Annotated in this window: 28 protein-coding genes; 10 read left to right on the top strand and 18 right to left on the bottom strand. The window is 60.4% G+C overall.

Annotated features, from left to right (window positions below; all coding sequences use genetic code 11):
• Nucleotides 1-3 precede the first annotated feature (3 nt).
• The 3 genes from rsmD to FQ187_RS02780 are packed head-to-tail and all read right to left on the bottom strand — an operon-like array spanning nucleotide 4 to nucleotide 3453.
• Nucleotides 4-615 carry a 16S rRNA (guanine(966)-N(2))-methyltransferase RsmD gene (gene rsmD / locus FQ187_RS02790; RefSeq protein WP_033060498.1) on the bottom strand — a complete coding sequence of 204 codons (612 nt, stop codon included), beginning with the start codon at nucleotides 613-615 and terminating at the stop codon, nucleotides 4-6.
• On the bottom strand, nucleotides 615-2105 hold the full coding sequence (locus FQ187_RS02785) for a pitrilysin family protein (protein ID WP_149628322.1): 1491 nt from the start codon (nucleotides 2103-2105) through the stop codon (nucleotides 615-617). Before FQ187_RS02785 ends, rsmD begins: the two co-directional genes overlap by 1 nt.
• On the bottom strand, nucleotides 2098-3453 hold the full coding sequence (locus tag FQ187_RS02780; protein WP_149628321.1) for a pitrilysin family protein: 1356 nt from the start codon (nucleotides 3451-3453) through the stop codon (nucleotides 2098-2100). Before FQ187_RS02780 ends, FQ187_RS02785 begins: the two co-directional genes overlap by 8 nt.
• A gap of 344 nt (nucleotides 3454-3797) precedes the next feature.
• Here FQ187_RS02780 and ftsY point away from each other — a divergent pair, with 344 nt between their 5' ends.
• The 4 genes from ftsY (at nucleotide 3798) to rpoH (ending at nucleotide 7961) form a co-directional block, all read left to right on the top strand.
• Entirely contained in the window at nucleotides 3798-5306 is a 1509-nt protein-coding gene (ftsY, locus tag FQ187_RS02770; RefSeq protein ID WP_149628320.1) for a signal recognition particle-docking protein FtsY, read from the top strand.
• On the top strand, nucleotides 5303-5974 hold the full coding sequence (gene ftsE, locus FQ187_RS02765; RefSeq protein ID WP_008152655.1) for a cell division ATP-binding protein FtsE: 672 nt from the start codon (nucleotides 5303-5305) through the stop codon (nucleotides 5972-5974). Before ftsY ends, ftsE begins: the two co-directional genes overlap by 4 nt.
• Nucleotides 5971-6993 (top strand): permease-like cell division protein FtsX, encoded by a 1023-nt coding sequence (gene ftsX / locus FQ187_RS02760; RefSeq protein ID WP_149628319.1) that lies wholly within the window; start codon nucleotides 5971-5973, stop codon nucleotides 6991-6993. The genes ftsE and ftsX overlap by 4 nt, the downstream gene beginning before the upstream one ends.
• A 113-nt stretch (nucleotides 6994-7106) precedes the next feature.
• Nucleotides 7107-7961: an RNA polymerase sigma factor RpoH gene (rpoH, locus tag FQ187_RS02755; protein WP_007897890.1), complete on the top strand. Its 855-nt coding sequence runs from the start codon at nucleotides 7107-7109 to the stop codon at nucleotides 7959-7961.
• Nucleotides 7962-8028: 67 nt separating this feature from the next.
• Here the strand turns inward: rpoH and mtgA are convergent, their stop codons facing one another.
• Nucleotides 8029-8751, bottom strand: coding sequence for a monofunctional biosynthetic peptidoglycan transglycosylase (gene mtgA / locus FQ187_RS02750; protein WP_149628318.1), 723 nt, complete (start codon nucleotides 8749-8751; stop codon nucleotides 8029-8031).
• A gap of 74 nt (nucleotides 8752-8825) precedes the next feature.
• Between mtgA and FQ187_RS02745 the strand changes: the two genes are divergently transcribed.
• The 4 genes from FQ187_RS02745 to trmB all read left to right on the top strand — a co-directional run bounded on the left by FQ187_RS02745 (nucleotide 8826) and on the right by trmB (nucleotide 11078).
• Nucleotides 8826-9197, top strand: a complete 372-nt coding sequence (locus tag FQ187_RS02745; RefSeq protein ID WP_149628317.1) for a DUF423 domain-containing protein — start codon at nucleotides 8826-8828, stop codon at nucleotides 9195-9197.
• A gap of 90 nt (nucleotides 9198-9287) precedes the next feature.
• Entirely contained in the window at nucleotides 9288-9488 is a 201-nt protein-coding gene (gene thiS, locus FQ187_RS02740; RefSeq protein WP_007897898.1) for a sulfur carrier protein ThiS, read from the top strand.
• Between the two features lie 60 nt (nucleotides 9489-9548).
• Nucleotides 9549-10343, top strand: coding sequence for a thiazole synthase (locus tag FQ187_RS02735; RefSeq protein ID WP_007897902.1), 795 nt, complete (start codon nucleotides 9549-9551; stop codon nucleotides 10341-10343).
• Between the two features lie 9 nt (nucleotides 10344-10352).
• Nucleotides 10353-11078, top strand: coding sequence for a tRNA (guanosine(46)-N7)-methyltransferase TrmB (gene trmB / locus FQ187_RS02730; RefSeq protein ID WP_149628316.1), 726 nt, complete (start codon nucleotides 10353-10355; stop codon nucleotides 11076-11078).
• 131 nt (nucleotides 11079-11209) lie between these two features.
• On the opposite strand, the gene FQ187_RS02725 is transcribed toward trmB, so the two are convergent.
• From FQ187_RS02725 to FQ187_RS02680, 10 genes are all read right to left on the bottom strand, one after another.
• Nucleotides 11210-11533: a DUF3392 domain-containing protein gene (locus FQ187_RS02725; RefSeq protein ID WP_046045220.1), complete on the bottom strand. Its 324-nt coding sequence runs from the start codon at nucleotides 11531-11533 to the stop codon at nucleotides 11210-11212.
• A 22-nt stretch (nucleotides 11534-11555) separates the two neighbouring features.
• Complete coding sequence (hemW, locus tag FQ187_RS02720) at nucleotides 11556-12761, bottom strand: radical SAM family heme chaperone HemW (RefSeq protein WP_149628315.1); 1206 nt, start codon at nucleotides 12759-12761, stop codon at nucleotides 11556-11558.
• The gene (gene rdgB, locus FQ187_RS02715; RefSeq protein WP_149628314.1) at nucleotides 12758-13354 is read right to left on the bottom strand and encodes an RdgB/HAM1 family non-canonical purine NTP pyrophosphatase; all 597 of its coding nucleotides are present in this window, start codon (nucleotides 13352-13354) and stop codon (nucleotides 12758-12760) included. Before rdgB ends, hemW begins: the two co-directional genes overlap by 4 nt.
• Nucleotides 13351-13785 (bottom strand): DUF4426 domain-containing protein, encoded by a 435-nt coding sequence (locus FQ187_RS02710; RefSeq protein ID WP_149628313.1) that lies wholly within the window; start codon nucleotides 13783-13785, stop codon nucleotides 13351-13353. Before FQ187_RS02710 ends, rdgB begins: the two co-directional genes overlap by 4 nt.
• Nucleotides 13786-13811: 26 nt before the next feature.
• Entirely contained in the window at nucleotides 13812-14432 is a 621-nt protein-coding gene (metW, locus tag FQ187_RS02705) for a methionine biosynthesis protein MetW (RefSeq protein WP_149628312.1), read from the bottom strand.
• 7 nt (nucleotides 14433-14439) lie between these two features.
• Nucleotides 14440-15579, bottom strand: a complete 1140-nt coding sequence (locus FQ187_RS02700) for a homoserine O-acetyltransferase (RefSeq protein WP_149628311.1) — start codon at nucleotides 15577-15579, stop codon at nucleotides 14440-14442.
• A gap of 184 nt (nucleotides 15580-15763) precedes the next feature.
• Nucleotides 15764-16057: a DUF167 domain-containing protein gene (locus FQ187_RS02695; protein ID WP_149628310.1), complete on the bottom strand. Its 294-nt coding sequence runs from the start codon at nucleotides 16055-16057 to the stop codon at nucleotides 15764-15766.
• Between the two features lie 4 nt (nucleotides 16058-16061).
• A complete protein-coding gene (locus FQ187_RS02690; protein WP_129440346.1) occupies nucleotides 16062-16652 on the bottom strand; it encodes a YggT family protein in 591 nt (196 codons plus the stop codon).
• A 10-nt stretch (nucleotides 16653-16662) separates the two neighbouring features.
• Nucleotides 16663-17481, bottom strand: a complete 819-nt coding sequence (proC, locus tag FQ187_RS02685; RefSeq protein ID WP_149628309.1) for a pyrroline-5-carboxylate reductase — start codon at nucleotides 17479-17481, stop codon at nucleotides 16663-16665.
• A gap of 35 nt (nucleotides 17482-17516) precedes the next feature.
• Nucleotides 17517-18203 carry a YggS family pyridoxal phosphate-dependent enzyme gene (locus tag FQ187_RS02680; RefSeq protein WP_149628308.1) on the bottom strand — a complete coding sequence of 229 codons (687 nt, stop codon included), beginning with the start codon at nucleotides 18201-18203 and terminating at the stop codon, nucleotides 17517-17519.
• 55 nt (nucleotides 18204-18258) lie between these two features.
• Between FQ187_RS02680 and FQ187_RS02675 the strand changes: the two genes are divergently transcribed.
• Entirely contained in the window at nucleotides 18259-19293 is a 1035-nt protein-coding gene (locus FQ187_RS02675) for a type IV pilus twitching motility protein PilT (protein ID WP_149628307.1), read from the top strand.
• Nucleotides 19294-19342: 49 nt separating this feature from the next.
• Here the strand turns inward: FQ187_RS02675 and FQ187_RS02670 are convergent, their stop codons facing one another.
• Nucleotides 19343-19963, bottom strand: a complete 621-nt coding sequence (locus tag FQ187_RS02670; protein WP_149628306.1) for a C40 family peptidase — start codon at nucleotides 19961-19963, stop codon at nucleotides 19343-19345.
• A gap of 250 nt (nucleotides 19964-20213) precedes the next feature.
• On the opposite strand from FQ187_RS02670, the gene FQ187_RS02665 reads away from it, so the two are divergent.
• Nucleotides 20214-20645: an NINE protein gene (locus FQ187_RS02665; protein ID WP_149628305.1), complete on the top strand. Its 432-nt coding sequence runs from the start codon at nucleotides 20214-20216 to the stop codon at nucleotides 20643-20645.
• Nucleotides 20646-20682: 37 nt separating this feature from the next.
• Here the strand turns inward: FQ187_RS02665 and FQ187_RS02660 are convergent, their stop codons facing one another.
• Genes FQ187_RS02660 through pyrR form a run of 3 tightly spaced genes read right to left on the bottom strand, consistent with a single transcriptional unit; the run spans nucleotide 20683 to nucleotide 23486 of the window.
• Nucleotides 20683-21954: a dihydroorotase gene (locus FQ187_RS02660; RefSeq protein ID WP_149628304.1), complete on the bottom strand. Its 1272-nt coding sequence runs from the start codon at nucleotides 21952-21954 to the stop codon at nucleotides 20683-20685.
• Entirely contained in the window at nucleotides 21951-22955 is a 1005-nt protein-coding gene (locus FQ187_RS02655; RefSeq protein ID WP_007897943.1) for an aspartate carbamoyltransferase catalytic subunit, read from the bottom strand. Before FQ187_RS02655 ends, FQ187_RS02660 begins: the two co-directional genes overlap by 4 nt.
• A gap of 27 nt (nucleotides 22956-22982) precedes the next feature.
• A complete protein-coding gene (pyrR, locus tag FQ187_RS02650) occupies nucleotides 22983-23486 on the bottom strand; it encodes a bifunctional pyr operon transcriptional regulator/uracil phosphoribosyltransferase PyrR (protein ID WP_033060467.1) in 504 nt (167 codons plus the stop codon).
• Nucleotides 23487-23491: the final 5 nt, after the last annotated feature.

The following is a 23491-nucleotide window of genomic DNA, read 5'->3' as shown; positions in this document are numbered from 1 at the left end:
TGGTTAACCGGCAATCTCTGCCATACGTTGCCACAACGCGTAATACACCCGCCCGGATTTCTGCTCCCGGTGCAGGCGCCAGTTGCCTGGTAAGCCAAGGCTCGATGGCGCATTCTCGCTTTCAGTGTAGATCCAGGCTTCATCGGCCAGCCACTGACGCTCTTCAAGTAATGCGCAAACGCCCGGCAACAGGTTCTGGTTGAACGGCGGGTCGAGGAACACCAGGTCGTAGGCGGTCGCTGTCTGGGTTTCCAGATAGCGCAGGGCATCGGCGGTCTGAATCTGGCCGGTGGTGCAGCGCAGTGTGCCCAGATGCTCCTTGATGCTGGCGACCGCGATGTTACTGGCGTCCAGCGCCTGACCCATGGCCGCGCCACGGGACAAGGCTTCGAGGAACAACGCGCCGCTGCCGGCGAACGGGTCCAGAACCTTGGCGCCAGCGACATAAGGCGCGAGCCAGTTGAACAGGGTTTCACGCACCCGATCCGGGGTAGGGCGCAGGCCCGGTGCATCCGGGAAACTCAGCTTCCGGCTGCCCCATTCGCCGCCGATAATGCGCAGTTGGTTCACGCCGTTATGGACGTTGTGTACGGGTTTTTTAGGACGAGTGGCCATTAATGCTCCGGAACCCCGAGCGGTTGCTCGGCAGGTTTATCAGTTGGGGCCGGTAACGGCTTTTGCGGCACGGTCGGGCCTGCGCTGACGATGACCATTTTGTCCGTGCTCAAGTGTTTGTTCAGTGCGGTTTTGACCTGCTCGACCGTCAGGCTCTGGGACTCGCGCATAAAGTCATCCAGATAACTCAGCGGCAGGTTGTAGAAACCCATGGCGCCGAGTTGGCCGACGATATCGGCGTTGCTGGCAGTGGACAGCGGGAAGCTGCCGGCCAGTTCACGCTTGGCGTCGTCGAGTTCTTTCTGGGTCGGGCCGGTTTTAAGGTAGTCGGCGAGCACGTCCTGCACCAGTTTCAGCGTGCCTTCGCTCATCTCTGCGCGGGTTTGCAGGTTGATCATGAACGGGCCGCGTGCCTGCATCGGGGTGAAGCCCGAATACACGCCATAAGTCAGGCCGCGCTTCTCGCGCACTTCGCTCATTAACCGCGTGCCGAAGCCACCGCCGCCAAGAATCTGGTTACCCATGGACAGTGCCGCGTAGTCCGGGTCGTCACGGTCGATGCCCAATTGCGCGAGCATCAGGTTGGTCTGCTTGGACGGGAACTCGATATGGCCGATGCTGGCTTTCGGTTCCACAGGTTGCGGGATTTTCGCCAGCTCCGGGCCTTTTGGCAGCGCGCTGGAGACCTGCGAAGCAATCGCCTCCGCCTCGGCACGAGACAGGTCGCCCACCAGCGCAATCACCACGTTGCCAGCCGCATAGGCCTTATCATGGAACGCCTTCAGTTGAGCCAGTGTGATCGCTGGAACGGTTTTCGCCGTGCCGTCGCTGGAATGTGCATACGGGTGATCGCCGTACAGACGGTTCATCAGCTCCAGGCTCGCGAGTTTGCCGGGGTTCTGCTTCTGGTACTCGAAACCGGCGAGCATCTGGTTCTTGATGCGCGCAAAGGAATCGGCCGGGAAGGTCGGTTTGCCGACGACTTCGGAGAACAATTTCAGGGCCGGTTCGCGTTTGTCCGCGGCGCTGAGGCTGCGCAGCGAAGCCAGTGCCATGTCTTTAAATGCGCCGTTGCCAAAGTCTGCGCCCAGGCCTTCGAAGCCCTGAGCGATGGCGCCGACATCTTTGCCGGCCACACCTTCGTTGAGCATGGCGTTGGTCAGCACGGAAAGACCGGGTGCATTGCCGTCCTGGCTGCTGCCGGCGGCGAAGATCAGGCGCATGTCGAACATCGGCAGCTCCCGGGCTTCAACGAACAGCACCTTGGCGCCCTCGGCGGTTTTCCAGGTCTGCACGTCCAGGGTGCGGTGGCTTGGCGCCTTGCCGTCGAGTTCAGCCAGCGATTGCAGCTTCTGGCTGGCCTTGGCCTTGTCGAGGGCTTCGCTGGCCTTGGGCTCGTCGGTCTTTGAGAAGTAAAACGCGGCAGACCCGATCAAGGCGACAGCGATCAGGCCAATCAGCGCCAGGCGCGGTTTTTTACGCTCACTCATGAGTCGTCTCCTCTGGCAGTACATGGGCGACGCTGAGACGTTCGCGGGTGAAATACAGCTTGGCGGCTTTCTGGATGTCTTGCGGGGTCACGCTTTCCAGCTCGGCGAGTTCGGTGTCCATCAGTTTCCACGACAGACCGACGGTTTCCAGTTGGCCAATGGCGGTGGCCTGGCTGGTGATCGAGTCACGCTCGTAAACCAGACCGGCGATGACCTGCGCGCGGACGCGTTCCAGTTCTTCAGCGGACGGCGCGGTGGTTTTCAGCTGTTCGAGCAGCTTCCACAGGCCTGCTTCAGCCTGAGCCATGGTTTTGTTTTTCTGGGTATTGGGCGTTGCCGACAAGGTGAACAGGCTGTCGCCACGGGTATAGGCGTCGTAACTCGACGAACCGCCGGACACCAGCTCTTCGCCGCGCTCCAGTTGTGCCGGGATACGTCCGCTGTAGCCGCCGTCGAGCAGGGCAGAGATCAGGCGCAAGGCGTTGACCGAGCGTTTGTCTTCAGCGGTGGCTATGCTTGGCACGTTGAAACCCAGTATCAGGCTTGGCAGTTGGGTCTGCACATGCAGAGTGATCTGCCGTTCGCCGGGTTCGGCCAGTTCCAGCGGGATTTTCGCCGGTGGCACATCACGTTTGGCGATCGGGCCGAAATAGCGCTGGGCCAGGGTTTTGACCTCGTCCGGGGTCACATCGCCCACCACCACCAACGTGGCGTTGTTCGGCACGTACCAGGATTGGTACCAGTGGCGCAGCTCTTCGACTTTCATGCGGTCCAGGTCAGCCATCCAGCCGATGGTCGGCGTGTGGTAACCGCTGGCCGGGTAGGCCATGGCCTTGAAGCGTTCGTAGGCCTTGGACATCGGCTTGTCGTCAGTGCGCAGGCGACGTTCTTCTTTAATGACTTCGATCTCGCGGGCGAACTCGTCGGCCGGCAGACGCAGGCTGGCCATGCGATCGGCTTCAAGCTCGAAGGCCACGCCCAGACGGTCGCGGGCCAGCACCTGGTAATACGCCGTGAAGTCATCGCTGGTGAACGCGTTCTCTTCGGCGCCGAGGTCGCGCAGGATCAGCGACGCTTCGCCGGGGCCGACTTTCTCGCTGCCCTTGAACATCATGTGTTCCAGAGCGTGGGACAATCCGGTCTGACCCGGGGTCTCATAGCTAGAGCCGACCTTGTACCAGACTTGGGAAACCACCACCGGCGCGCGATGGTCTTCGCGCACGACGACCTTCAGGCCGTTATCGAGGGTGAATTCGTGGGTGGGTTGTGGATCGGCAGCCAGGGCCGAAAGGGGCAGACAAACTGTGCTGAGCAGCAGGCCTGCAGCGCGGCGGGCTAGAGCATTCATTCGTTTTTAAACCTTTGGGGCTGCCCGCTTGGTCTTAGCGTCGGCGGGCGAGAGGGTGCTAGGATACTGATCCGTTTTACTGGCGGCCACGCCTATCAGGCCTTTGATCGGTCAGCAGGTTGTTTGGGTTTACGGCGGAAGCTTTGAGTTTGTCAGCTAAACTCTGCGTTTTCGCCGACGATGCCGTTCCAGTCCTTCGTATTAGTCGACCTTTTAGGTGCTGTTTGCACCTCGATAAAATGTTGCGCGTGAACAAGCTGGGTCAATCGCAGTCTGTTCTGCATCGAATATTTATTTGCCGAGGCGCCCTTTGGCGCGTCGCTACCGTGAGATAGCCGTCCTCCATGTTTGGTTCCAACGACGACAAGAAAGCCCCAGCTGCGGCTGGCGAGAAGAAAAGCCTGTTCGGATGGCTGCGCAAAAAGCCGCAGGAACCCGTCGTCGAACAGCCACAGCCATTTCCTGAGCCAACGCCTGCGCCTGCGCCGGTAATAGAAGAAGAGCCTGCGCCGATTGTCTTGCCGATCGCCGAGCCGGTGCTGCAACCGGTCACCGAGCCTGAGCCTGATGTTGTCGCCGAAGTCGTGGCCCAGGTGCCGCTCACGCCCGTTGCCGAGCCGTGGCTGACGTTGCCAGTGGCGGAAGAGCCGGTGGCATTGGTCATAGATGAGCTGGCACCGCACGTTACACCACCAATTCCAGCCCCGACTGCCTTTGCTCCTGAACCCGTTCAAGCGCCAGTGGTTGAGCCGGTTGTCGCGCCGGTGGTGGTGGCCGAGCCTGAACCGGTTGTTCCAGAGCCTGTGGTGCCCGCATTCGTTGCCCCGGTTCAAGCACCGGCACCGGTCGTCGCTCCCGTTGCAGCCGCACCTGTCGATCCCGTCGAAGAGTCTGCCGAGCCCGTGCGTACCGAAGAAACCAAAGCCGGTTTCTTCGCCCGCCTGAAACAAGGCTTGTCCAAGACCAGCGCCAGCATCGGCGAAGGCATGGCCAGCCTGTTCCTGGGCAAGAAGATCATCGATGACGAGCTGCTCGAAGACATCGAAACCCGTCTGCTGACCGCCGATGTGGGTGTCGAGGCGACTTCGGTGATCATTCAGCGTCTGACCCAGAAGGTCGCCCGTAAAGAATTGGCCGATGCCGATGCGCTGTACAAATCCCTGCAAGCGGAACTGGCGGCGATGCTCAAGCCCGTCGAGCAACCGCTGAAAATCACTTCGCAGACCAAGCCGTTCGTGATTCTGGTCGTCGGCGTCAACGGTGCCGGCAAGACCACCACCATCGGCAAACTGGCGAAGAAGCTGCAGCTCGAAGGCAAGAAAGTCATGCTCGCGGCCGGCGATACCTTCCGCGCCGCCGCCGTCGAACAATTGCAGGTCTGGGGCGAGCGCAACAAGATCCCGGTCATCGCCCAGCACACCGGCGCTGACTCGGCTTCGGTTATCTTCGATGCCGTGCAAGCGGCCAAGGCCCGAGGCATCGACGTATTGATCGCCGACACCGCCGGTCGTTTGCACACCAAAGACAACCTGATGGAAGAGCTGAAGAAGGTTCGCCGGGTGATCAGCAAACTTGACGCCGACGCGCCTCACGAGGTGCTGTTGGTGCTCGATGCCGGTACGGGGCAGAACGCGATCAATCAGGCCAAACAATTCAACCAGACCGTCGAACTGACCGGCCTGGCGCTGACCAAGCTCGATGGCACCGCCAAAGGTGGGGTGATTTTTGCCCTCGCCAAGCAGTTTGGCCTGCCGATTCGCTATATCGGTGTCGGTGAAGGCATAGATGATTTGCGTACTTTTGAAGCAGAACCCTTTGTCCAGGCACTGTTTGCCGAGCGGGAGCGTTCATGATTCGTTTCGAACAGGTCGGTAAACGCTACCCGAACGGCCACGTCGGCTTGCATGAGCTGAGCTTTCGAGTCCGTCGGGGCGAGTTTTTGTTTGTGACCGGGCACTCTGGCGCCGGTAAAAGCACCTTATTGCGCCTGCTACTGGCGATGGAGCGTCCGACCACCGGCAAATTGCTGCTGGCCGGGCAAGACCTGAGCACCATCAGCAACGCACAGATTCCTTACCTGCGGCGGCAGATCGGTGTGGTGTTCCAGAATCACCAACTGCTGTTCGATCGCACGGTGTTCAACAACATCGCGCTGCCCTTGCAGATCCTTGGGTTGTCCAAGGCCGAGATCGCCAAGCGTGTGGATTCGGCGCTGGAGCGCGTGGCGCTGTCGGACAAGACCGATTTGTACCCTGGCGACCTGTCCACCGGTCAGCAGCAGCGCGTCGGCATCGCCCGCGCCATCGTTCACCGCCCGGCCTTGCTGCTGGCGGACGAACCGACCGGTAACCTCGATCCACGTCTGGCGGCAGAAATCATGGGAGTGTTCGAAGACATCAACCGTTTGGGCACCAGCGTGTTGATTGCCAGCCACGACTTGGCACTGATCGCCCGCATGCGCCACCGCATGCTGACCCTGCAACGCGGTCGATTGATCGGTGACGGGGAGGCCGGCGTATGAGTGCGACACGCAGCCCCAAGGTTTCCGAGCGCGTGGCCCCCAAGGCCGCCGATCAGCAACCGCAGAAGAAAAAACGCGACGATGATGACGGCCCGGATTTCGCCACATTGTTCCGCGCTTGGGTCGAGAGCCATCGCGCCAGTTTGCTCGATAGTTTGCGTCGCTTGGGCAAGCAGCCCATCGGTAGCTTCTTCACCTGCATGGTGATGGCGGTTGCCCTGAGTTTGCCGATGGGCCTGTCACTTTTGCTAAGTAACGTCGAGCGTCTCGGTGGTTCCTGGCAGCGTGCGGCGCAGATTTCCCTGTATTTGCAAATCGAGGCTAGCCCTGCTGAGGGCGAGTCGTTGCGCGAGCAGATCAAAGGCATGCCTGGCGTAGCTGATGCTGAATATGTCGGCCGCGATCAGGCGCTGGAAGAGTTTCAGCAGCAGTCGGGTTTGGGCGAGGCGCTCAAGGAACTGCCGGAAAACCCGCTGCCGGGCGTGATTTTGGTGACGCCGAACGAAGTCGACAAGCCGGCCCTTGAAGCATTACGACAAAAACTTTCCGAGTTGCCCAAGGTACAACAGGCGCAACTTGATCTAGTCTGGGTCGAGCGTCTGGCAGCCATCCTCAAGTTGGGTGACCGTTTTGTCTTCGGTCTGACCGTGCTTCTGGTTTCTGCATTACTTTTGGTGATAGGCAATACCATTCGTCTTCATATTGAAAACCGCCGCACAGAGATAGAAGTGATTAAACTCGTCGGCGGCACTGACAGCTATGTGCGCAGGCCCTTTCTGTATATGGGCGCGCTTTATGGCTTCGGTGCGGGGATTCTTTCCTGGGGCGTATTGGCGTTCGGCCTTGATTGGCTGAACGACGCGGTGGTGGGGCTGGCCGGTCTGTACGGCAGTGATTTCGCGCTGGCCGGAGTGCCAGTTGCCGACGGTCTGTCTCTCTTGCTTGGCGCGGTGCTGTTGGGGTATATCGGTGCATGGATTGCAGTCGCACGCCACCTGAGGGAGCTTGCGCCTAAGTAGTATCATTTTGCTCGTATTGACTTTTCAGCGTTTATGGGAACTTGTCTTTCGGTTTCCGGTCAATTTTCGCAGTGCTGAACTGCACGAGTTATGTAAGTGGGAGGTTTTTTCGTATGACCAATTCTTTGCAACCTGCATATGCTCTGGTCCCGGGTGCGAACCTGGAGGCCTATGTGCACACGGTGAACAGCATTCCATTGCTGACGCCGGAGCAGGAGCGTGAACTGGCCGAGAGTCTCTATTATGAGCAGGATTTGGGGGCGGCTCGGCAGATGGTGCTCGCCCACCTGCGTTTTGTTGTACATATCGCCCGTAGCTATTCCGGCTACGGTCTGGCTCAGGCTGACCTGATCCAGGAAGGCAACGTCGGCCTGATGAAGGCCGTGAAGCGCTTCAACCCGGAAATGGGTGTGCGTCTGGTTTCGTTCGCTGTGCACTGGATCAAGGCTGAAATTCACGAGTTCATCCTGCGCAACTGGCGCATTGTGAAAGTCGCGACCACCAAGGCTCAGCGCAAGCTGTTCTTCAACCTTCGCAGCCAGAAGAAGCGTTTGGCGTGGCTGAACAACGAGGAAGTCCACCGTGTGGCGGAAAGCCTCGGTGTAGAGCCTCGGGAAGTGCGTGAGATGGAAAGTCGCCTGACGGGCCATGACATGGCCTTCGACCCGGCCGCGGAAGCGGACGACGACAGCGCTTTCCAATCGCCGGCCAACTACCTGGAAGACCACCGGTACGACCCGGCCCGTCAGCTGGAAGATGCCGACTGGAGCGACAACTCCAACCACAACCTGCACGAAGCGCTTGAAGTGTTGGACGACCGCAGCCGTGACATCCTCTACCAGCGCTGGCTGGCGGAAGAAAAAGCCACGCTGCATGACCTGGCGCAGAAGTACAACGTGTCGGCCGAGCGTATTCGTCAGCTCGAGAAGAGCGCGATGAACAAGCTCAAGTTGTCGATCGCCGCCTGACCGCAGCTCAGGCATAAAAAAACGCCCCTATCGTTGATCGGGGCGTTTTTGTTTGTGCATCAAAAGGTCACTCGGCCCAAGGTGCGCGGCGTGAATCATTGATCCCTACCAGATAGCTGTCGCCACCGAGCTGACTCATCTGCTGTCGAATCCATCCCGCTCGCCGTGCGACGTAGTTAGTTGGATGACTGGCGCTCCACACTCGCGGGTTAGGCAACACCGCCGCCAGCAAACTGGCCTGCTGACGGGACAGCGAACGAGCGCTGACGCCAAAGTGATGCCTGGCTGCTGCTTCCGCGCCAAACACCCCGTCATCCCACTCGACGCTGTTCAGATACACCTCAAGAATTCGCTGCTTGGGCCAGAACACTTCGATCAGCCCGGTAAACCAGGCTTCCAGGCCTTTGCGCAGCCAGCTGCGGCCGGACCACAGAAACAGATTCTTAGAGACCTGCTGACTCAAGGTGCTGGCGCCACGAATCGATCCGCCGAGCTCGTTGTGGGCCAGTGCGGCCTGGATCGCGCCAAAGTCAAAACCCCAATGCTCCGGGAATTTCTGATCCTCGCCGGCAATCACTGCGACTTTCAGGTCATCGGAGATTTCATCCCAGGGTTTCCAGGTACGTTGCAGGTCGATGGGCTCGCCGTCGAACCAGGATTCGACCTTGCGCTCGACCATCAACGCGGTTCCCGGTGGCGGTACCACGCGAAAGATCAGCACCAGCAATACGCTGCCACCCGCGAACCAGAGCAGGGCCTTAATGAATCGTCGCAAAAATAAACGCAGCATAGAGATGGCTTGGCCGAACCCGTTGAGCGGGCCATTATACAGACCCTGTGGATCGAGTCTGACTGGAGTTCTTCATGCTGCGTGGCTTTCTGATGCTGGCTGCTTTTTTCGGCTTCACCGGCGTTGCCCTTGGCGCGTTTGCCGCCCATGGCTTGAAAAGTCGTCTGACGCCCGAGTACCTGGCGATTTTCCACACCGGCGTGACCTACCAATTGGTGCACACCTTGGCCTTGCTGGGCGTTGCACTGCTGGCCACGCAGATTCCCGGGCGCCTGATCACATGGGCGGGTGCATCGTTTGTCATTGGCATACTGTTGTTTTCCGGCAGTCTGTACCTGTTGACCGTGACCGGCGTCAGCAAGCTAGGGATCATCACCCCCTTCGGCGGGCTGGCGTTTCTGGTCGGCTGGTTCTGCCTGGGACTTGCCGCCTGGCGGTTGAGCTGACCGAGCAGTCCATTTCATGACGAATGGCTTGGGTCGCCAAGACTGATCGGGCTAGAATGCCAGCCCCTAAAAATGATGGCGGCATCCGGCATGCGCATTCAGTTGAACGGCGAATCCCTTGAACTGCCCGACGGTGAAACCGTTGCGGCCCTGCTGACCCGTCTGGAACTGACCGGACGCCGGGTGGCGGTCGAACTCAATCTGGATATCGTCCCGCGCAGCCAGCACGCAGAAACCACGCTGAACGACGGCGATTCCGTCGAAGTGGTACACGCTATCGGCGGCGGCTAGTCGTCCGGCCCTTATGGGCACAGAATTCTGCAAGAACCTCACCCCTACAGAGGATTTCCCATGAGCATCGTTCGTAGCGACAAGCCCTTCGTCCTGGCCGGTCGTACTTACCAGTCACGTTTGCTGGTAGGTACCGGCAAGTACCGCGACATGGAAGAAACCCGCCTGGCCATCGAAGCCTCGGGTGCCGAGATCGTCACCTTCGCCGTGCGCCGCACCAACCTCGGCCAGAACCCGGGCGAACCGAACCTGCTCGAAGTCCTGTCGCCGGATCGCTACACCTTCCTGCCTAACACCGCCGGTTGCTTCGACGCTACCGAGGCTGTGCGCACCTGCCGCCTGGCCCGTGAGCTGCTCGGTGGCCACAACCTGGTGAAGCTGGAAGTGCTGGCGGACCAGAAAACCCTGTTCCCCAACGTGATCGAAACCCTCAAGGCCGCCGAAGTGCTGGTCAAGGAAGGTTTCGACGTGATGGTCTACACCAGCGATGACCCGATCATTGCCCGTCAACTGGCGGAAATCGGCTGCATCGCGGTGATGCCGCTGGCCGGCCTGATCGGCACGGGCCTGGGGATCTGCAACCCGTACAACCTGCAGATCATCCTCGAAGAAGCCAAGATCCCGGTGTTGGTGGATGCCGGTGTCGGTACCGCCTCCGATGCAACCATCGCCATGGAACTGGGTTGCGAAGCGGTGCTGATGAACTCGGCTATCGCCCATGCCCAGCAGCCGATCATGATGGCTGAAGCCATGAAACACGCCATCGTGGCAGGTCGCTTGGCCTACCTCGCCGGCCGCATGCCGAAAAAACTCTATGCCAGCGCCTCCTCGCCGCTGGATGGTCTGATCAAGTAAGAGCCATTGATGACTGAATCAAACGAAACGCCTGTCCAGCCGGAAGAAGGCGAAGAGCGCCAACACCGCCGCATCAAGAGTTTTGTGATGCGCGCCGGGCGCATGACCGAAGGCCAGCAAAAAGGTCTGGAGCAGGGCACGCCGCTGTTCGTGCTGCCACTGGCCGATGCGCCGGTGGACTTCGATCAGGTGTTCGGTCGTTCGGCACCGCGCTCGCTGGAAATCGGTTTCGGCATGGGCCATTCGCTGCTGGAAATGGCCGCAGCCTCTCCAGAGCAGGATTTCATCGGCGTGGAAGTGCACCGTCCGGGTGTGGGAGCGCTGCTCAATGGCGTGCTGACTCAGGGCCTGACCAACCTGCGGGTCTACGATTGCGATGCGATTGAAGTGCTCAACCGCTGCGTGGCCGACAACAGCCTCGATCGCCTGATGCTGTTTTTCCCGGACCCATGGCACAAGAGCCGCCACCACAAGCGCCGTATCGTTCAGGCGTCGTTCGCTGAACTGGTGCGCAGCAAGTTGAAGGTCGGCGGTGTGCTGCACATGGCCACCGACTGGGAACCGTACGCCGAGTACATGCTGGAAGTGATGAACGTCGCGCCGGGTTACCGCAACCTGGCCGAAGACGGCAAATGCGTCCCGCGCCCGACCGAGCGCCCGATCACCAAGTTCGAACGCCGCGGCGAACGTCTAGGGCATGGCGTGTGGGATCTGAAGTTCGAAAAACAGTCCTAAACCGTACGCAATACCCAATGTGGGAGGGGGCTTGCTCGCGAAGGCGTCGTGTCAGTCGACATTTAAGTTGAATGACACACCGCTTTCGCGAGCAAGCCCGCTCCCACATTTTTTTTGGTTGTGCCAGGGGGTTAGCGGCGATCTGCGACGACGCCTATCAACACCAGAACCACCAGTAATACCGGCGCCAGGCTGTAGTTGTTGAACTGACTCAGGCCTTTGATGATCCACGGCGTGGCGTAGATCAGCGCGACGCCGCTGCCGATCATGCACAGCAGGGCCATCAGCGGGACGCGCAAGGCGCCGGCGATGCTGCCCAGGCGTTGGTCGACCCAGCCTTTGATATCGGCGCCAAACAACACCAGCAGGCAGCCCACCAGTGCCAGAGCGATTTCAGACAGGTTGCTACGGCTCCAGCGGGACGCGGTGGCGAGCAGGTCGAGTATCAAATCCATTCGTTTTCCCTTAAGGCTGAAATCAGCTCAAAAATGTCTGCAACAAGTCATTGAGGAAGAGTTGTCCGCGCTCGGTGGCCGCCAGACGTGACGGTTCGACCTGCAACAAGCCACTTTGTTCGGCCTCGCGGCGGCCTTCGGCGAGGCTTTCCAGACTCAGCCCGGTGCGTTCCGGGTACAGTCGCGATTCCACGCCGGCGGTCAGGCGCAAGGCGTTCATCAGGAAATCGAACGGCAGTTCTTCATTGGTCAGGGCTTTCTCGCCAGCCTTGAAGCTTTTGGCCGGGTTGAGGTAGTCCTTCGGCAAGCGGGTCTTCCAGGTACGAACGATGCGCCCGTCCGGGTGACTGAGCTTGCCGTGAGCCCCGGCGCCGATGCCGATGAAGTCGCCGAAACTCCAGTAATTGAGGTTATGCCGCGCCGGACGGCCGGGCTGGGCATACGCCGAGACTTCGTATTGCGCGTAACCGTGCTCGGCCAACAACGCCTGACCGGCTTCCTGAATGTCCCACAACGTGTCGTCTTCCGGCAGCGTCGGCGGCTGGTTCCAGAACACCGTGTTCGGCTCCAGGGTCAGCTGATACCAGGACAAGTGGGTCGGCTTCAGGGCGATGGCCTGGCGCAGGTCGCTCAGGGCGTCGTCCAGGGACTGATCGGGTAAACCGTGCATCAGGTCCAGATTGAAATTGTCGAACCCGGCCTGACGGGCCATGCCGGCGGCACGTACCGCTTCGTCACCATTGTGAATCCGCCCCAGCGCCTTGAGTTTCTCTTCCTGAAAGCTCTGGATGCCGATTGACAGGCGATTGATGCCCAGCGCCCGGTAGGCGACGAACTTCTCCTGCTCGAATGTCCCCGGATTGGCTTCCAGGGTGATTTCGATGTCGCTGGCAAACGGGATGCGCTGCTCGACGCCTTTGAGCAAACGGCCCAAGGCTTCAGCGCTGAACAGGCTCGGCGTGCCGCCACCAAAGAAGATCGAACTCAGCTCACGGCCGTAAACCGCATGCAGGTCCTGATCGAGGTCGGCCAGCAGCGCGTCCACATATTCTTCTTCCGGCAGCACCGGGCTGGCGGTGTGGGAATTGAAGTCGCAATAAGGACATTTGCGCACACACCACGGGATGTGGATGTACAACGCCAGGGGCGGCAGCACAGGCAGGGCGGCCCGAGGCGATTGCGCGGCGCCGCCGAAGATCAGCGGCGACACGGATGAGTCATGGATCATTTCAGGCCCAGACGCTGGCGCAGCAGATCCATTGCACGGGCGCGGTGACTGATGAGGTTCTTGTCGCTCGGGCTCAGCTCGGCGCTGGAACAGTCGCGTTCCGGCACCCAGAACAGCGGATCGTAACCAAAGCCATGCTCGCCGCTGGCCGCTGGCAGGATTCGTCCGTGCCACAAGCCTTCGCAGATAATCGGCAACGGATCGTCGGCATGACGCACCAGCGCCAACACACAGACGAACTGTGCACCGCGCTCGGCTTGCGGCACGTCCTTCAATACGTCGAGCAGTTTGGCGTTGTTCGCCGCATCGCCCCGACCATCGGCGTACCGAGCCGAGTAGATACCCGGCGCACCGCCGAGGAAATCCACGGCCAACCCCGAATCGTCGGCCAGCGCCGGCAGGCCGCAGATGCGCGCGGCATTGCGGGCCTTGAGGATGGCGTTCTCGACGAACGACAGGCCAGTTTCTTCAGGTTCGACGCTGCTGAACTCACCGATCGAGCGCAGTTGCACCGATTCGCCGAGCATGGCCTGAAGTTCCTTGAGTTTGCCGGCGTTGTGGCTGGCCAGTACGAGTTGCGTGAAGTTGATCATTCGCCGGGGAAAAGCTCTTGGTTGAAATTGATGGTGTTGATTTTGTCACCGTTCTGCACCTTGATGTCGAAGGTGCGGACTTCCTGCTGATCGACCGGGAACTGGGCGATGTAGTAGATCGCGCCTTGTTCAGTGATCTGTTTGAACTTCAACGGCACGGTCTGGCTGGTCAGGTCCTTCACCGATCCGCTGACTTCAGCGGTCAGTGGTTTGCCATCCTTGAGCACGGAGACGTTTATCACGCCTTGGTTCTTGCTTCGCGTCAGCCCGGCTGCTTTGGCGATATCCAGTGTCAGGAAGGTGGAGTTGAAGGTGTTGTAGTGCACCGTTACATCGCCAAAGGTTTCTTTGCGCTCGCCTTTGATGACGTCGGCGGCCATGGCGGTGACGCTCAGGCAGGCAGTAAGTACAAACAGCGCTAGACGACCCATGTTCATTCTCCTCGAAGTGTCGTGACTCAGACCGCGACCTTGTGGTCTTGCAGCCCGGGGCTGCTGACGCGGTAAATACCGATTTCACCTAATAGATTAGGCCATAGCTTACTGGCCCACCCGTGACGGTGCTGTTGATCCACGGCAAGCCGATCAATGACCTTGGCTTCGCGTTCGCGACACAACGCTTCGAAGTCTTCGAAAGTGCAGAAGTGGATGTTCGGCGTGTTGTACCAGGTGTACGGCAGAAAATCGGACACTGGCATCCGGCCCTTGCTCGCCAGGTACCAGCGGCAGCGCCAGTGACCGAAGTTGGGGAAGGTGATGATGCACTGGCGACCGACGCGCAGCATTTCGTCGAGGATCTTGTCCGGGTAGTGCACGGCTTGCAGCGCCTGGGTCATGACCACGACGTCGAAGCTGTTGCTGGCAAAGTTGCCCAGGCCCTTGTCCAGGTCCTGCTCAATCACGTTGATGCCCTTGGCCACGCACTCGGCGATGTTGTCCGGGTCATTTTCCAGGCCATAGCCGGTCACTTGCTTGTTGTCGCGCAGCCAGGTCAGCAGCTCACCGTCGCCGCAGCCGAGGTCGAGTACGCGGCTCCCGGCGGGGATCCATTCCTGGATGATTTCCAGATCAGCTCTCATGGCTTTCTCACAACGTAATTCGGTTCATGTAGTTGCTGAACGCCTGCAGGTAGCGCGGGATCGGAATCAGGAAGGCGTCGTGGCCTTGCGGAGCGTCGATCTCGAGGTAGCAGACGTCTTTCTTGGCCGCCATCAGCGCGTCCACCAGTTCCCGCGAGCGGGCCGGGGAGAAGCGCCAGTCGGTGGTGAAGGACATCACACAGAACTTGGCTTGGGCGTTGGCGAAGGTTTTCGCCAGGTCGTCGTCGAAGTTCGCCGCCGGATCGAAGTAGTCCAGTGCCTTGGTCATCAGCAGGTAGGTGTTGGCGTCGAAACGTCCGGAGAATTCTTCGCCCTGATAACGCAGGTAGCTTTCGACCTGGAATTCGACGCTGTGGAAGTCGTAGTTGAGCTTTTCGCTCTTCAGGCCACGACCGAATTTCTCACCCATGGAGTCGTCGGACAGGTACGTGATGTGCCCGACCATCCGCGCCAGCATCAAGCCACGCTTGGGGATCACGCCCGCTTCCTGGAACGAACCGCCGTGGAACTCGGGGTCGGTGAGGATCGCCTGACGTGCCACTTCGTTGAAGGCAATGTTCTGTGCCGACAGCTTGGGGGCCGAAGCGATGGCCAGGCAGTGACGAATGCGATCCGGGTAGGTGATGCTCCACTGCATCGCCTGCATGCCACCGAGACTGCCGCCAATCACGGCGGCCCATTGGCCGATGCCGATGCGGTCTGCCAGGCGCGCCTGGCTGTGAACCCAATCTTCCACGGTCAGCACCGGGAAGTCGGCGCCGAATGGCTTGCCGGTTTCCGGATTGATGCTGCTCGGGCCGGTAGAGCCGTTGCAACCGCCGAGGTTGTTGAGGCTGACTACGAAGAATTTGTTGGTGTCGATCGGCTTGCCGGGGCCGATGCAGCTATCCCACCAACCGGGTTTGCGGTCGTCGGGGCTGTGGAAGCCGGCAGCGTGATGATGACCGGACAAGGCGTGGCAGATCAGCACGGCGTTACTCGCCGCGGCGTTCAGCGTGCCGTAGGTTTCGTAGATCAGGTCATAAGCTGGGAGCGAACGGCCGCAGGCCAAGGCCAGGGGTTCGTTGAAGTGCGCCACTTGCGGCGTCACCAGACCAACAGAATCGGGGGGAAAGGCAGCTGGCATCGACCCTGCTCTCGTTGAAATGAGGCGTAAGTCTAAAGACCGCTGCCTTTAGCAGCAAGCAAAGGCCGGGGCTGATTTCATTCAGCTGGACCGAGGCGCGCCATTCGCGAGCAAGCCCGCTCCCACATTGGAATGCGTTCCCTTGTGGGAGCGGGCTTGCTCGCGAATGCAGCGCCTCGGTCTATCAGCTCTGTCGCACCAACCCCGGCAAATCCGGCAGCTTCTTCGGCGAGCAAATCCGCACCCGTTTCTGCCGGTTCAACTCCCCGCTAATCAAACTCACCTGGCTCTTGGAAACCCCAAACGCCTTGGCCAGAAACGCCATCAAATACGCGTTGGCCTTGCCTTCAACCGGCGGCGCCGTCAGGCGAATCTTCAATCGATCCCCATGCAGCCCGCAGAAATCATCGCTGCGGGCCGCCGGTTGCAGGTGACATTCCAGAATCAGGTTGTCACCGTCCCAGCGAAAGTAGCTCACCGGGTCAAATCAGCAGGCGTAGGATTTCCGGCATCATCGTCATGGCGGCGAGGTTGTTGATCACCAGCATGTCGATCAGCTTGAGCACCATGAACGCCAGGATCGGCGAGATATCCAGGCCGCCAAGGTTCGGCAGGATCTTGCGGAACGGCGCCAGGGCCGGTTCGCAGATCTGGTTAACCAGTTCGGCGCCAGGGTTATGGCTGCCCGGTGCGACCCACGACAGGATCACGCTGATAATCAGGGCAAAGAAGAAAATCTTCAGGAACAGCGCGGTCACGCCGATCAGCGACCAGAGCAGCAATTGCAGCGGGTTACCGGTGGTGCCGTAAGTCAGCAGCAGAGTCAGGGCCATCAGCGCTAGCTGCACGAGGATTGCCAGCACCAGCGAGGACATGTCCAGGCCGAACATGCTCGGGATGATCCGGCGCAACGGCTTGAGCAGCGGCTGAGTGGCTTTCACGGCGAACTGGCAGAGCGGGTTGTAGAAGTTTGCGCGTACCAATTGCAGCACAAAGCGCAGCAGCACGATCAGCAGGTACAGGCTGCCGAGGGTTTGCAGCACGTAGACCGCTGCAGTGTTCAATCCAATCATGTAAGGCTCCTTATTGACCCAATTGTTCGGCCATCTCGGCCGAGCGGTGCGCCGCGGCGCCGAGTGCTTTTTCTACCAGGGCTTCGAAGCCGCCGGCCTGGAACGACTTGATCGCCGCTTCCGTCGTGCCCGCAGGCGACGTCACGCGGCGACGCAGTTCCGCAGCGTCGACGTCACTGGCCACGGCCATGTGAGCAGCGCCCAAAGCGGTTTGCAGGGTCAGTTGTGCAGCGGTTTCCGGCGGCAGGCCAAGTTTCACGCCGGCGGCGGTCATTGCTTCGATCAGCAGGAAGAAGTACGCAGGGCCCGAGCCGGAAACGGCGGTGACCGCGTCCAGTTGCTGCTCTTCATCCAGCCACAGTGCGATGCCGACGGCGGACAGCAGTTCTTGCGCCTGTTGGCGTTGCTCGGTGTTCACTTCAGCCGTGGCGAACAAACCGCTCACGCCCTGACGCAGCAGCGCGGGGGTGTTGGGCATGCAACGCACGATCGGTTGGGCGCCGAGCCAGTTGTTCATGCTGGCGCAGGTGATGCCGGCCGCAATCGAGACCACCAGTTGATTGGGCTTGAGGCTTGGACGAAGCGCTTCGCAGACGGCTTTCATCGCTTGAGGTTTGACCGCCAGTACGACGACTTCGGCGCCCTGGATGGCGTCGGCGTTGTCGGCGAACACGTCTATACCGTGTTCAGCGTTCACGCGAGCGCGGGTGTCAGCGCCCGGATCGCTGGCGCGGATCTGCGCGGCGTCCAGACCTTTGGCGAGCAGGCCGCCGATCAGGCTGGCGGCCATGTTGCCGGCACCGATAAAGGCAATACGAGTCTTGCTCATGTCAGGTCCTTATAAAGAGGGGAGTCAGCCATTGTTCACGGTTGACTGTAATCACGGGCGCCAAACAGGGCCGTACCGATGCGGACCCAGGTGGCGCCTTGGGCGATGGCCGACTCGAGGTCGTGGCTCATGCCCATGGAAAGTGTGTCGAGCGGCAGGTTCAGGCTGTCTTGCAGGCGCTGCACGGCAGCGAAAGCGGCATCCTGGGCGGCGCGATCTTCGGTCGGCTCGGGGATTGCCATCAACCCGCGCAGCTTGATGCGCGGCAGTTCGCTGATGGCATTGGCCAGCGCCGGCAGGTCGGCCGGGGTGCAGCCGGATTTGCTGGCTTCACCGCTGACGTTGATCTGGATGCAGATGTTCAGTGGGGGCAGCTCGGCAGGACGTTGTTCGGACAGGCGTTGTGCGATTTTCAAACGATCCACGGAATGCACCCAGGCGAAGTGCTCGGCGATAGCGCGAGTCTTGTTCGATTGAATGGGGCCGATGAAGTGCCAGATCAAGGGCAGGTCAGCCAATTCGAGCTGTTTGCCCAGGGCTTCCTGCAGATAGTTCTCGCCAAAGTCGCGCAGGCCGGCGGCGTAGGCTTCACGCAGGGCTTCGGCGGGCTTGGTCTTGCTCACGGCCAGCAGCTGGACGCTGTCTTCGTCGCGTTTTGCGGCGACGGCAGCGGCGTGGATGCGTGAACTAACCTGAGCGATGTTGTCTGCTATCGTGGACATCAAGAGGCGCCGGCGGCTGAAGGTTCGCGGCATTCTACTGGAATTGAGGAACGCTATGGATATCACTGAGCTGCTGGCTTTCAGCGCGAAACAGGGCGCGTCCGACTTGCATCTGTCTGCCGGCCTGCCACCGATGATTCGGGTCGACGGCGATGTGCGGCGCATCAACCTGCCGGCCCTGGACCACAAGCAGGTGCAGGCGCTGATCTACGACATCATGAACGACACTCAGCGGGTGGACTTCGAGAAGCACCTGGAGACCGACTTCTCCTTCGACGTGCCCAGCGTTGCGCGTTTTCGGGTTAACGCGTTCAACCACAATCGTGGTGCTGGCGCGGTGTTCAGGACCATTCCGTCCAAGGTCCTGAGCATGGACGACCTCGGTATGGGGGAAGTGTTTCGCAAGATTACCGAAGCGCCGCGGGGGCTGGTGCTGGTGACCGGTCCGACCGGTTCTGGCAAATCCACCACCCTGGCGGCGATGATCGATCATCTGAACACCCATCGTCATCACCACATCCTCACCATCGAAGACCCGATCGAGTTCGTCCACGAGTCGCGCAAATGTTTGATCAATCAGCGTGAAGTCCATCGCGATACACGCAGCTTCGCCACGGCTCTACGCTCGGCCCTGCGGGAGGACCCGGACGTGATTCTGGTGGGGGAGATGCGGGATCTCGAGACCATTCGCCTGGCGTTGACCGCCGCCGAAACCGGTCACCTGGTGTTTGGCACGCTGCACACGACATCGGCGGCGAAAACCATCGACCGGGTGGTGGACGTGTTTCCGGGGGACGAGAAGTCGATGGTTCGTTCGATGCTTTCCGAGTCGTTGCTGGCGGTGGTATCGCAGACCTTGGTCAAGAAGATCGGCGGCGGGCGGATTGCGGCCCACGAAATCATGCTCGGCACGTCAGCGATCCGTAACCTGATCCGCGAAGACAAGGTGGCGCAGATGTACTCGTCGATTCAGACCGGGGGAAACCTGGGGATGCAGACGCTGGATATGTGCTTGAAGGAGCTGGTGGCCAAGGGCTTGATCAGCCGCGAGCATGCGCGGGAGAAGGCGCGCACGCCGGATGGTTTTTGAGGCTTAAAGCAAAAGATCGCAGCCTGCGATCTTTTGATCTTGCTTCAAATCAGCGCTGAACAACCTGCAGGGTGTTCTTCTCTTTCGGAGTAACCCGCTTGGCAACCACATAGTGGCTTTCCCAGAAGGGTTTTTTCAGCGTGTCGATGGTCACCGACTTGCCACGACGTGGTGCGTGGATGAAGCGGTCGTTGCCCAGGTAGATGGCAACGTGATTGACCCGACGGCTCTTGATGTTGAAGAAAATCAGGTCGCCAGGTTTAAGATCCTTGCGATCGACTTTCTCCCCATGACCGCTGGCCATGGCGTTGGAAGTGCGCGGCAGGTCAAACGTGGCGTCGTTGAACGCGTATTTCACCAGGCCGCTGCAGTCGAACCCTTTACTTGGGCTGCTGCCGCCCCAACGGTACGGAGTACCCAGGACATTTACGGCGCGGCTCAGCACGTTGCTGCTTTCCTTGCTCGCCATCGGCGGTACAAGGCTGCTTTTGCTGCTGCTCAACTGGGGAGCGCGTTTTACGGATTGTGTGTTTTTGCTCGAAGGAGCAGAAACATGGGATTTTTGGGTGTAACCATTAACGTTAGGAAGACGTTGCTCACGATTGGTGGCGTGGGCGGCCAGTGGCATCAAAAGGCAAATGGTTAGCCATGTCTTGAAAAATGGACGCATTAGGCAAGGCTCATATTAGTTAGCGCGCAACTTTATAACAGCTTTTTTGGCCCTTCCGAGGCCGTTGGTCGATTCAACCCTGGAGTCAACGGAACCAAATAAGCGGAAAATGGACGCGATTGTCGGACAGACGTCAGGTGTTATAAGGCTTTGACGGGAGAGACAGTAGCATTTGCCATACGTCGGCAACTCGTAAAAAAGTCACAAAGATTTAAAGAATATTTATCTATCGTGTGAATCGAGGTCCTTCATGAACACCTATCAACAATCCGATCCGCAACAAGATACACACAGCAAAGTGATCGGTTACCTGCTGTGGATTTTCGGTTTTACCGGCGCTCACCGCTTCTATTACGGCAAGCCAGTGACGGGGACGATTTGGTTCTTCACCTTCGGTTTGTTGGGTATCGGTTGGCTGATCGACGTGTTTCTGATCCCGGCCATGGATCGTGAAGCGGACCTGCGTTTTACTGCCGGGCCCATTGAGTACAACGTAGCGTGGATTCTGCTGACGTTTCTTGGGGTGTTCGGCGTACACCGGATGTATCAGGGGAAGTGGATCAGCGGGTTGCTGTACCTGGTGACGGGCGGGTTGTTCTTTCTGGGGGTGCTGTATGACTTCTGGACGCTGAATGACCAGGTGTCGATTCGCAATGCCCAGAACCGAGGCGCTTTCCAGTAAGTTGTGGTGAGGGGGCAAGCCCCCTCGCCACAGGGTCTTAAGCCTGGTGGCTAATACGCCCATCCACCAAGGTGTAACGCACCACGCCCGGCAGGCTGTGGCCAATGAACGGGCAGTTTTCGCCTTTGGACAGCCAGGTCTCACCGGCCACGGTCGAAGCCGCCGGGTCGAACAGCACGATGTCCGCCGGTCCACCTACCGCCAGTTTGCCCGCCGGCAGGCGCAATGCCTCGGCAGGTCCGGTGCTCAAGCGCGCCAGCAGCGTTGGCAGGTCCAGCAAACCATCCTCCACCAGTGTCATCGCCAGCGGCAGCAGCAGTTCAACGCTGCTGATGCCCGGTTCGGTGGCCCCGAACGGCGCCAGTTTGGCGTCCCGCTCGTGGGGTTGGTGATGACTGGAGATGGCCGAGACTACACCCGATTTCACCGCTTCACGCAGGCCATCGCGGTCGGCGCGGGTGCGCAGCGGCGGCTGGACGTGATAGAGGCTGCTGAAGTCGATCAATGCTTCGTCTGTCAGGATCAGCTGATACAAGGCGACATCGGCCGTCACCGGCAGGCCGCGAGCCTGGGCCTGAGCGATCAGGGCCACGCCACGTGCACTGGTGAGCTGGCTGAAGTGTGCGCGCACGCCACTTTGCTCGACCAACAGCAGATCACGGGCCAGAGCCACGGTTTCAGCGGTTTCGGGAATGCCCGGCAAGCCGAGGAAACTGGCGGTCGGGCCTTCGTGGGCCAGGCCACCTTCGGCCAGATCATGGTCTTGAGAGTTGAAAATCACCGTCAGGTCGAAGGTCGCCGCGTATTCCAGCGCCCGGCACAGGGTTCGGGTGTTGCGGAAGCTGTCCAGGCCGTTGCCGAAGGCCACGCAACCGGCATCGCGCAGGGCGACCAGTTCTGCAAGCTGTTCGCCGTCCAGGCCTTTGCTCAGGGCTCCGATCGGGAAGACTTTGGTGTTGCCGGCCTCGCGGGCGCGGTCGAGGATCAATTCGGCCACGGCCGAGGTGTCCAGCACCGGTTTGGTTTTCGGCGGGCAGCACAGGCTGGTGACACCACCGGCTGCGGCAGCACGGGTTTCGCTGGCGATTGAACCTTTGCGGCTGTAACCCGGCTCGCGCAGGGCGACGTTCAGGTCAACCAGCCCAGGGGCGGCGACCAGGCCTTTGGCGTCGAGGGTGTCGACGGCGACAAAACCGGCTGGCGCGGCGCCAAGGGCAATGATCTTGCAGGCTTCAATATGGATATCGGTAACTTGATCCAGGCCGCTGGCTGGATCGATGACGCGGGCGCCGAGAATGCTGAGCTTCACTGGGCGTTCTCCTGCTCGAATTGGCGCTGGGCAGTCTGGCCGCTCATGGCCATGGACAGCACAGCCATACGAATTGCGATGCCGTAGGTGACTTGATTGAGGATGACCGAATGCGGGCCGTCGGCCACCGCCGACTCAATCTCCACGCCGCGGTTGATCGGCCCCGGATGCATGACGATGCAATCCGGTTTGGCTCCGGCCAGGCGCGCGGTGGTCAGGCCGAACAGGCGGTAGAACTCGCCTTCGCTCGGCAGCAGGCCGCCCGTCATGCGTTCACGCTGCAGGCGCAACATGATCACTACGTCGACGTCTTTCAGGCCTTCGGTCATGTCGGTGTAAACCTTCACGCCGTATTGCTCGATGCCGATCGGCAGCAGGGTTTTCGGCGCGATGACGCGGATGTCCGGGCAGCCGAGGGTTTTCAGCGCGAGCATGTTCGAGCGCGCCACCCGCGAGTGCAGGATGTCGCCGACGATGGCTACGGAAAGGTTTTCGAAGCCACCCTTGTGCCGACGGATGGTGAGCATGTCGAGCATGCCCTGGGTCGGGTGAGCGTGACGGCCGTCGCCGCCGTTGATGATCGCCACTTGCGGGCAGACATGTTCGGCGATGAAGTGCGCCGCGCCGGAATCACCGTGCCGCACGACGAACATGTCGGCGGCCATGGCTTCCAGGTTGCGCAGGGTGTCGAGCAGGGTTTCGCCCTTGCTCGCCGACGACGTGGACACGTTCAGGGTGATGACGTCGGCCGACAGGCGCTGGGCCGCCAGTTCGAAGGTGGTGCGGGTGCGGGTGGAGTTCTCGAAGAACACGTTGCACACGGTCTTGCCGCGCAGCAACGGGACTTTCTTCACCGCCCGGGCGCCGACTTCGAGGAACGAGTCGGCGGTGTCGAGGATTTCCGTCAGCAGCTCGCGGCGCAAACCGTCGAGCGAGAGGAAGTGGCGCAGCTGGCCCTGATCATTGAGCTGCAGCGGGCGCTTGGTTTCTAGAGGCGTCATCGCGAGGGGGACTCTCAATAGGGCGAATTAAAGGGCGAGGTCTTGCAGTTCGAGCTTGAGTTCCGGGCCGGACAGCTTCACCCGTTCGTGGGCGGCCAGCGACAGGGTCGCGCCGACCACATTCGGGCGGATCGGCAGCTCGCCGGCGTCCAGGTCCAGCAGGCACACCAATGTCACGCTGGCCGGGCGGCCGTAGTCGAACAGCTCATTGAGGGCGGCGCGGATGGTCCGGCCGCTCATCAGCACGTCATCGATCAGCACCAGGTGTTGGCCTTCGATCTCGAACGGCAGGGCCGAAGGGCGCACTTGTGGGTGCAGGCCGTTCTGGCTGAAGTCGTCGCGGTAGAAGGAGACGTCCAGGGTGCCGAGCGGCGAGTCGCTGCCCAGTTCATCGAGCAACGCCTGGGCGACCCAGACGCCACCGGTTCGAATACCGATGTAGCGCGGTTCGCTGATGCCACGTTTGGCCAGATAAGCGTCAAGCCGGGTCGCCATCTGGCTGATCAGTTCAACGGGATTGGGCAGGCTCATGGTTG

This window comes from Pseudomonas sp. ANT_J28 (genome assembly GCF_008370005.1).
Classification (GTDB): Bacteria; Pseudomonadota; Gammaproteobacteria; order Pseudomonadales; family Pseudomonadaceae; genus Aquipseudomonas; species Aquipseudomonas frigoris.
The sequence above is the reverse complement of the archived record's forward strand: the minus strand, read 5'-3'. Positions and strand labels throughout refer to the sequence as shown.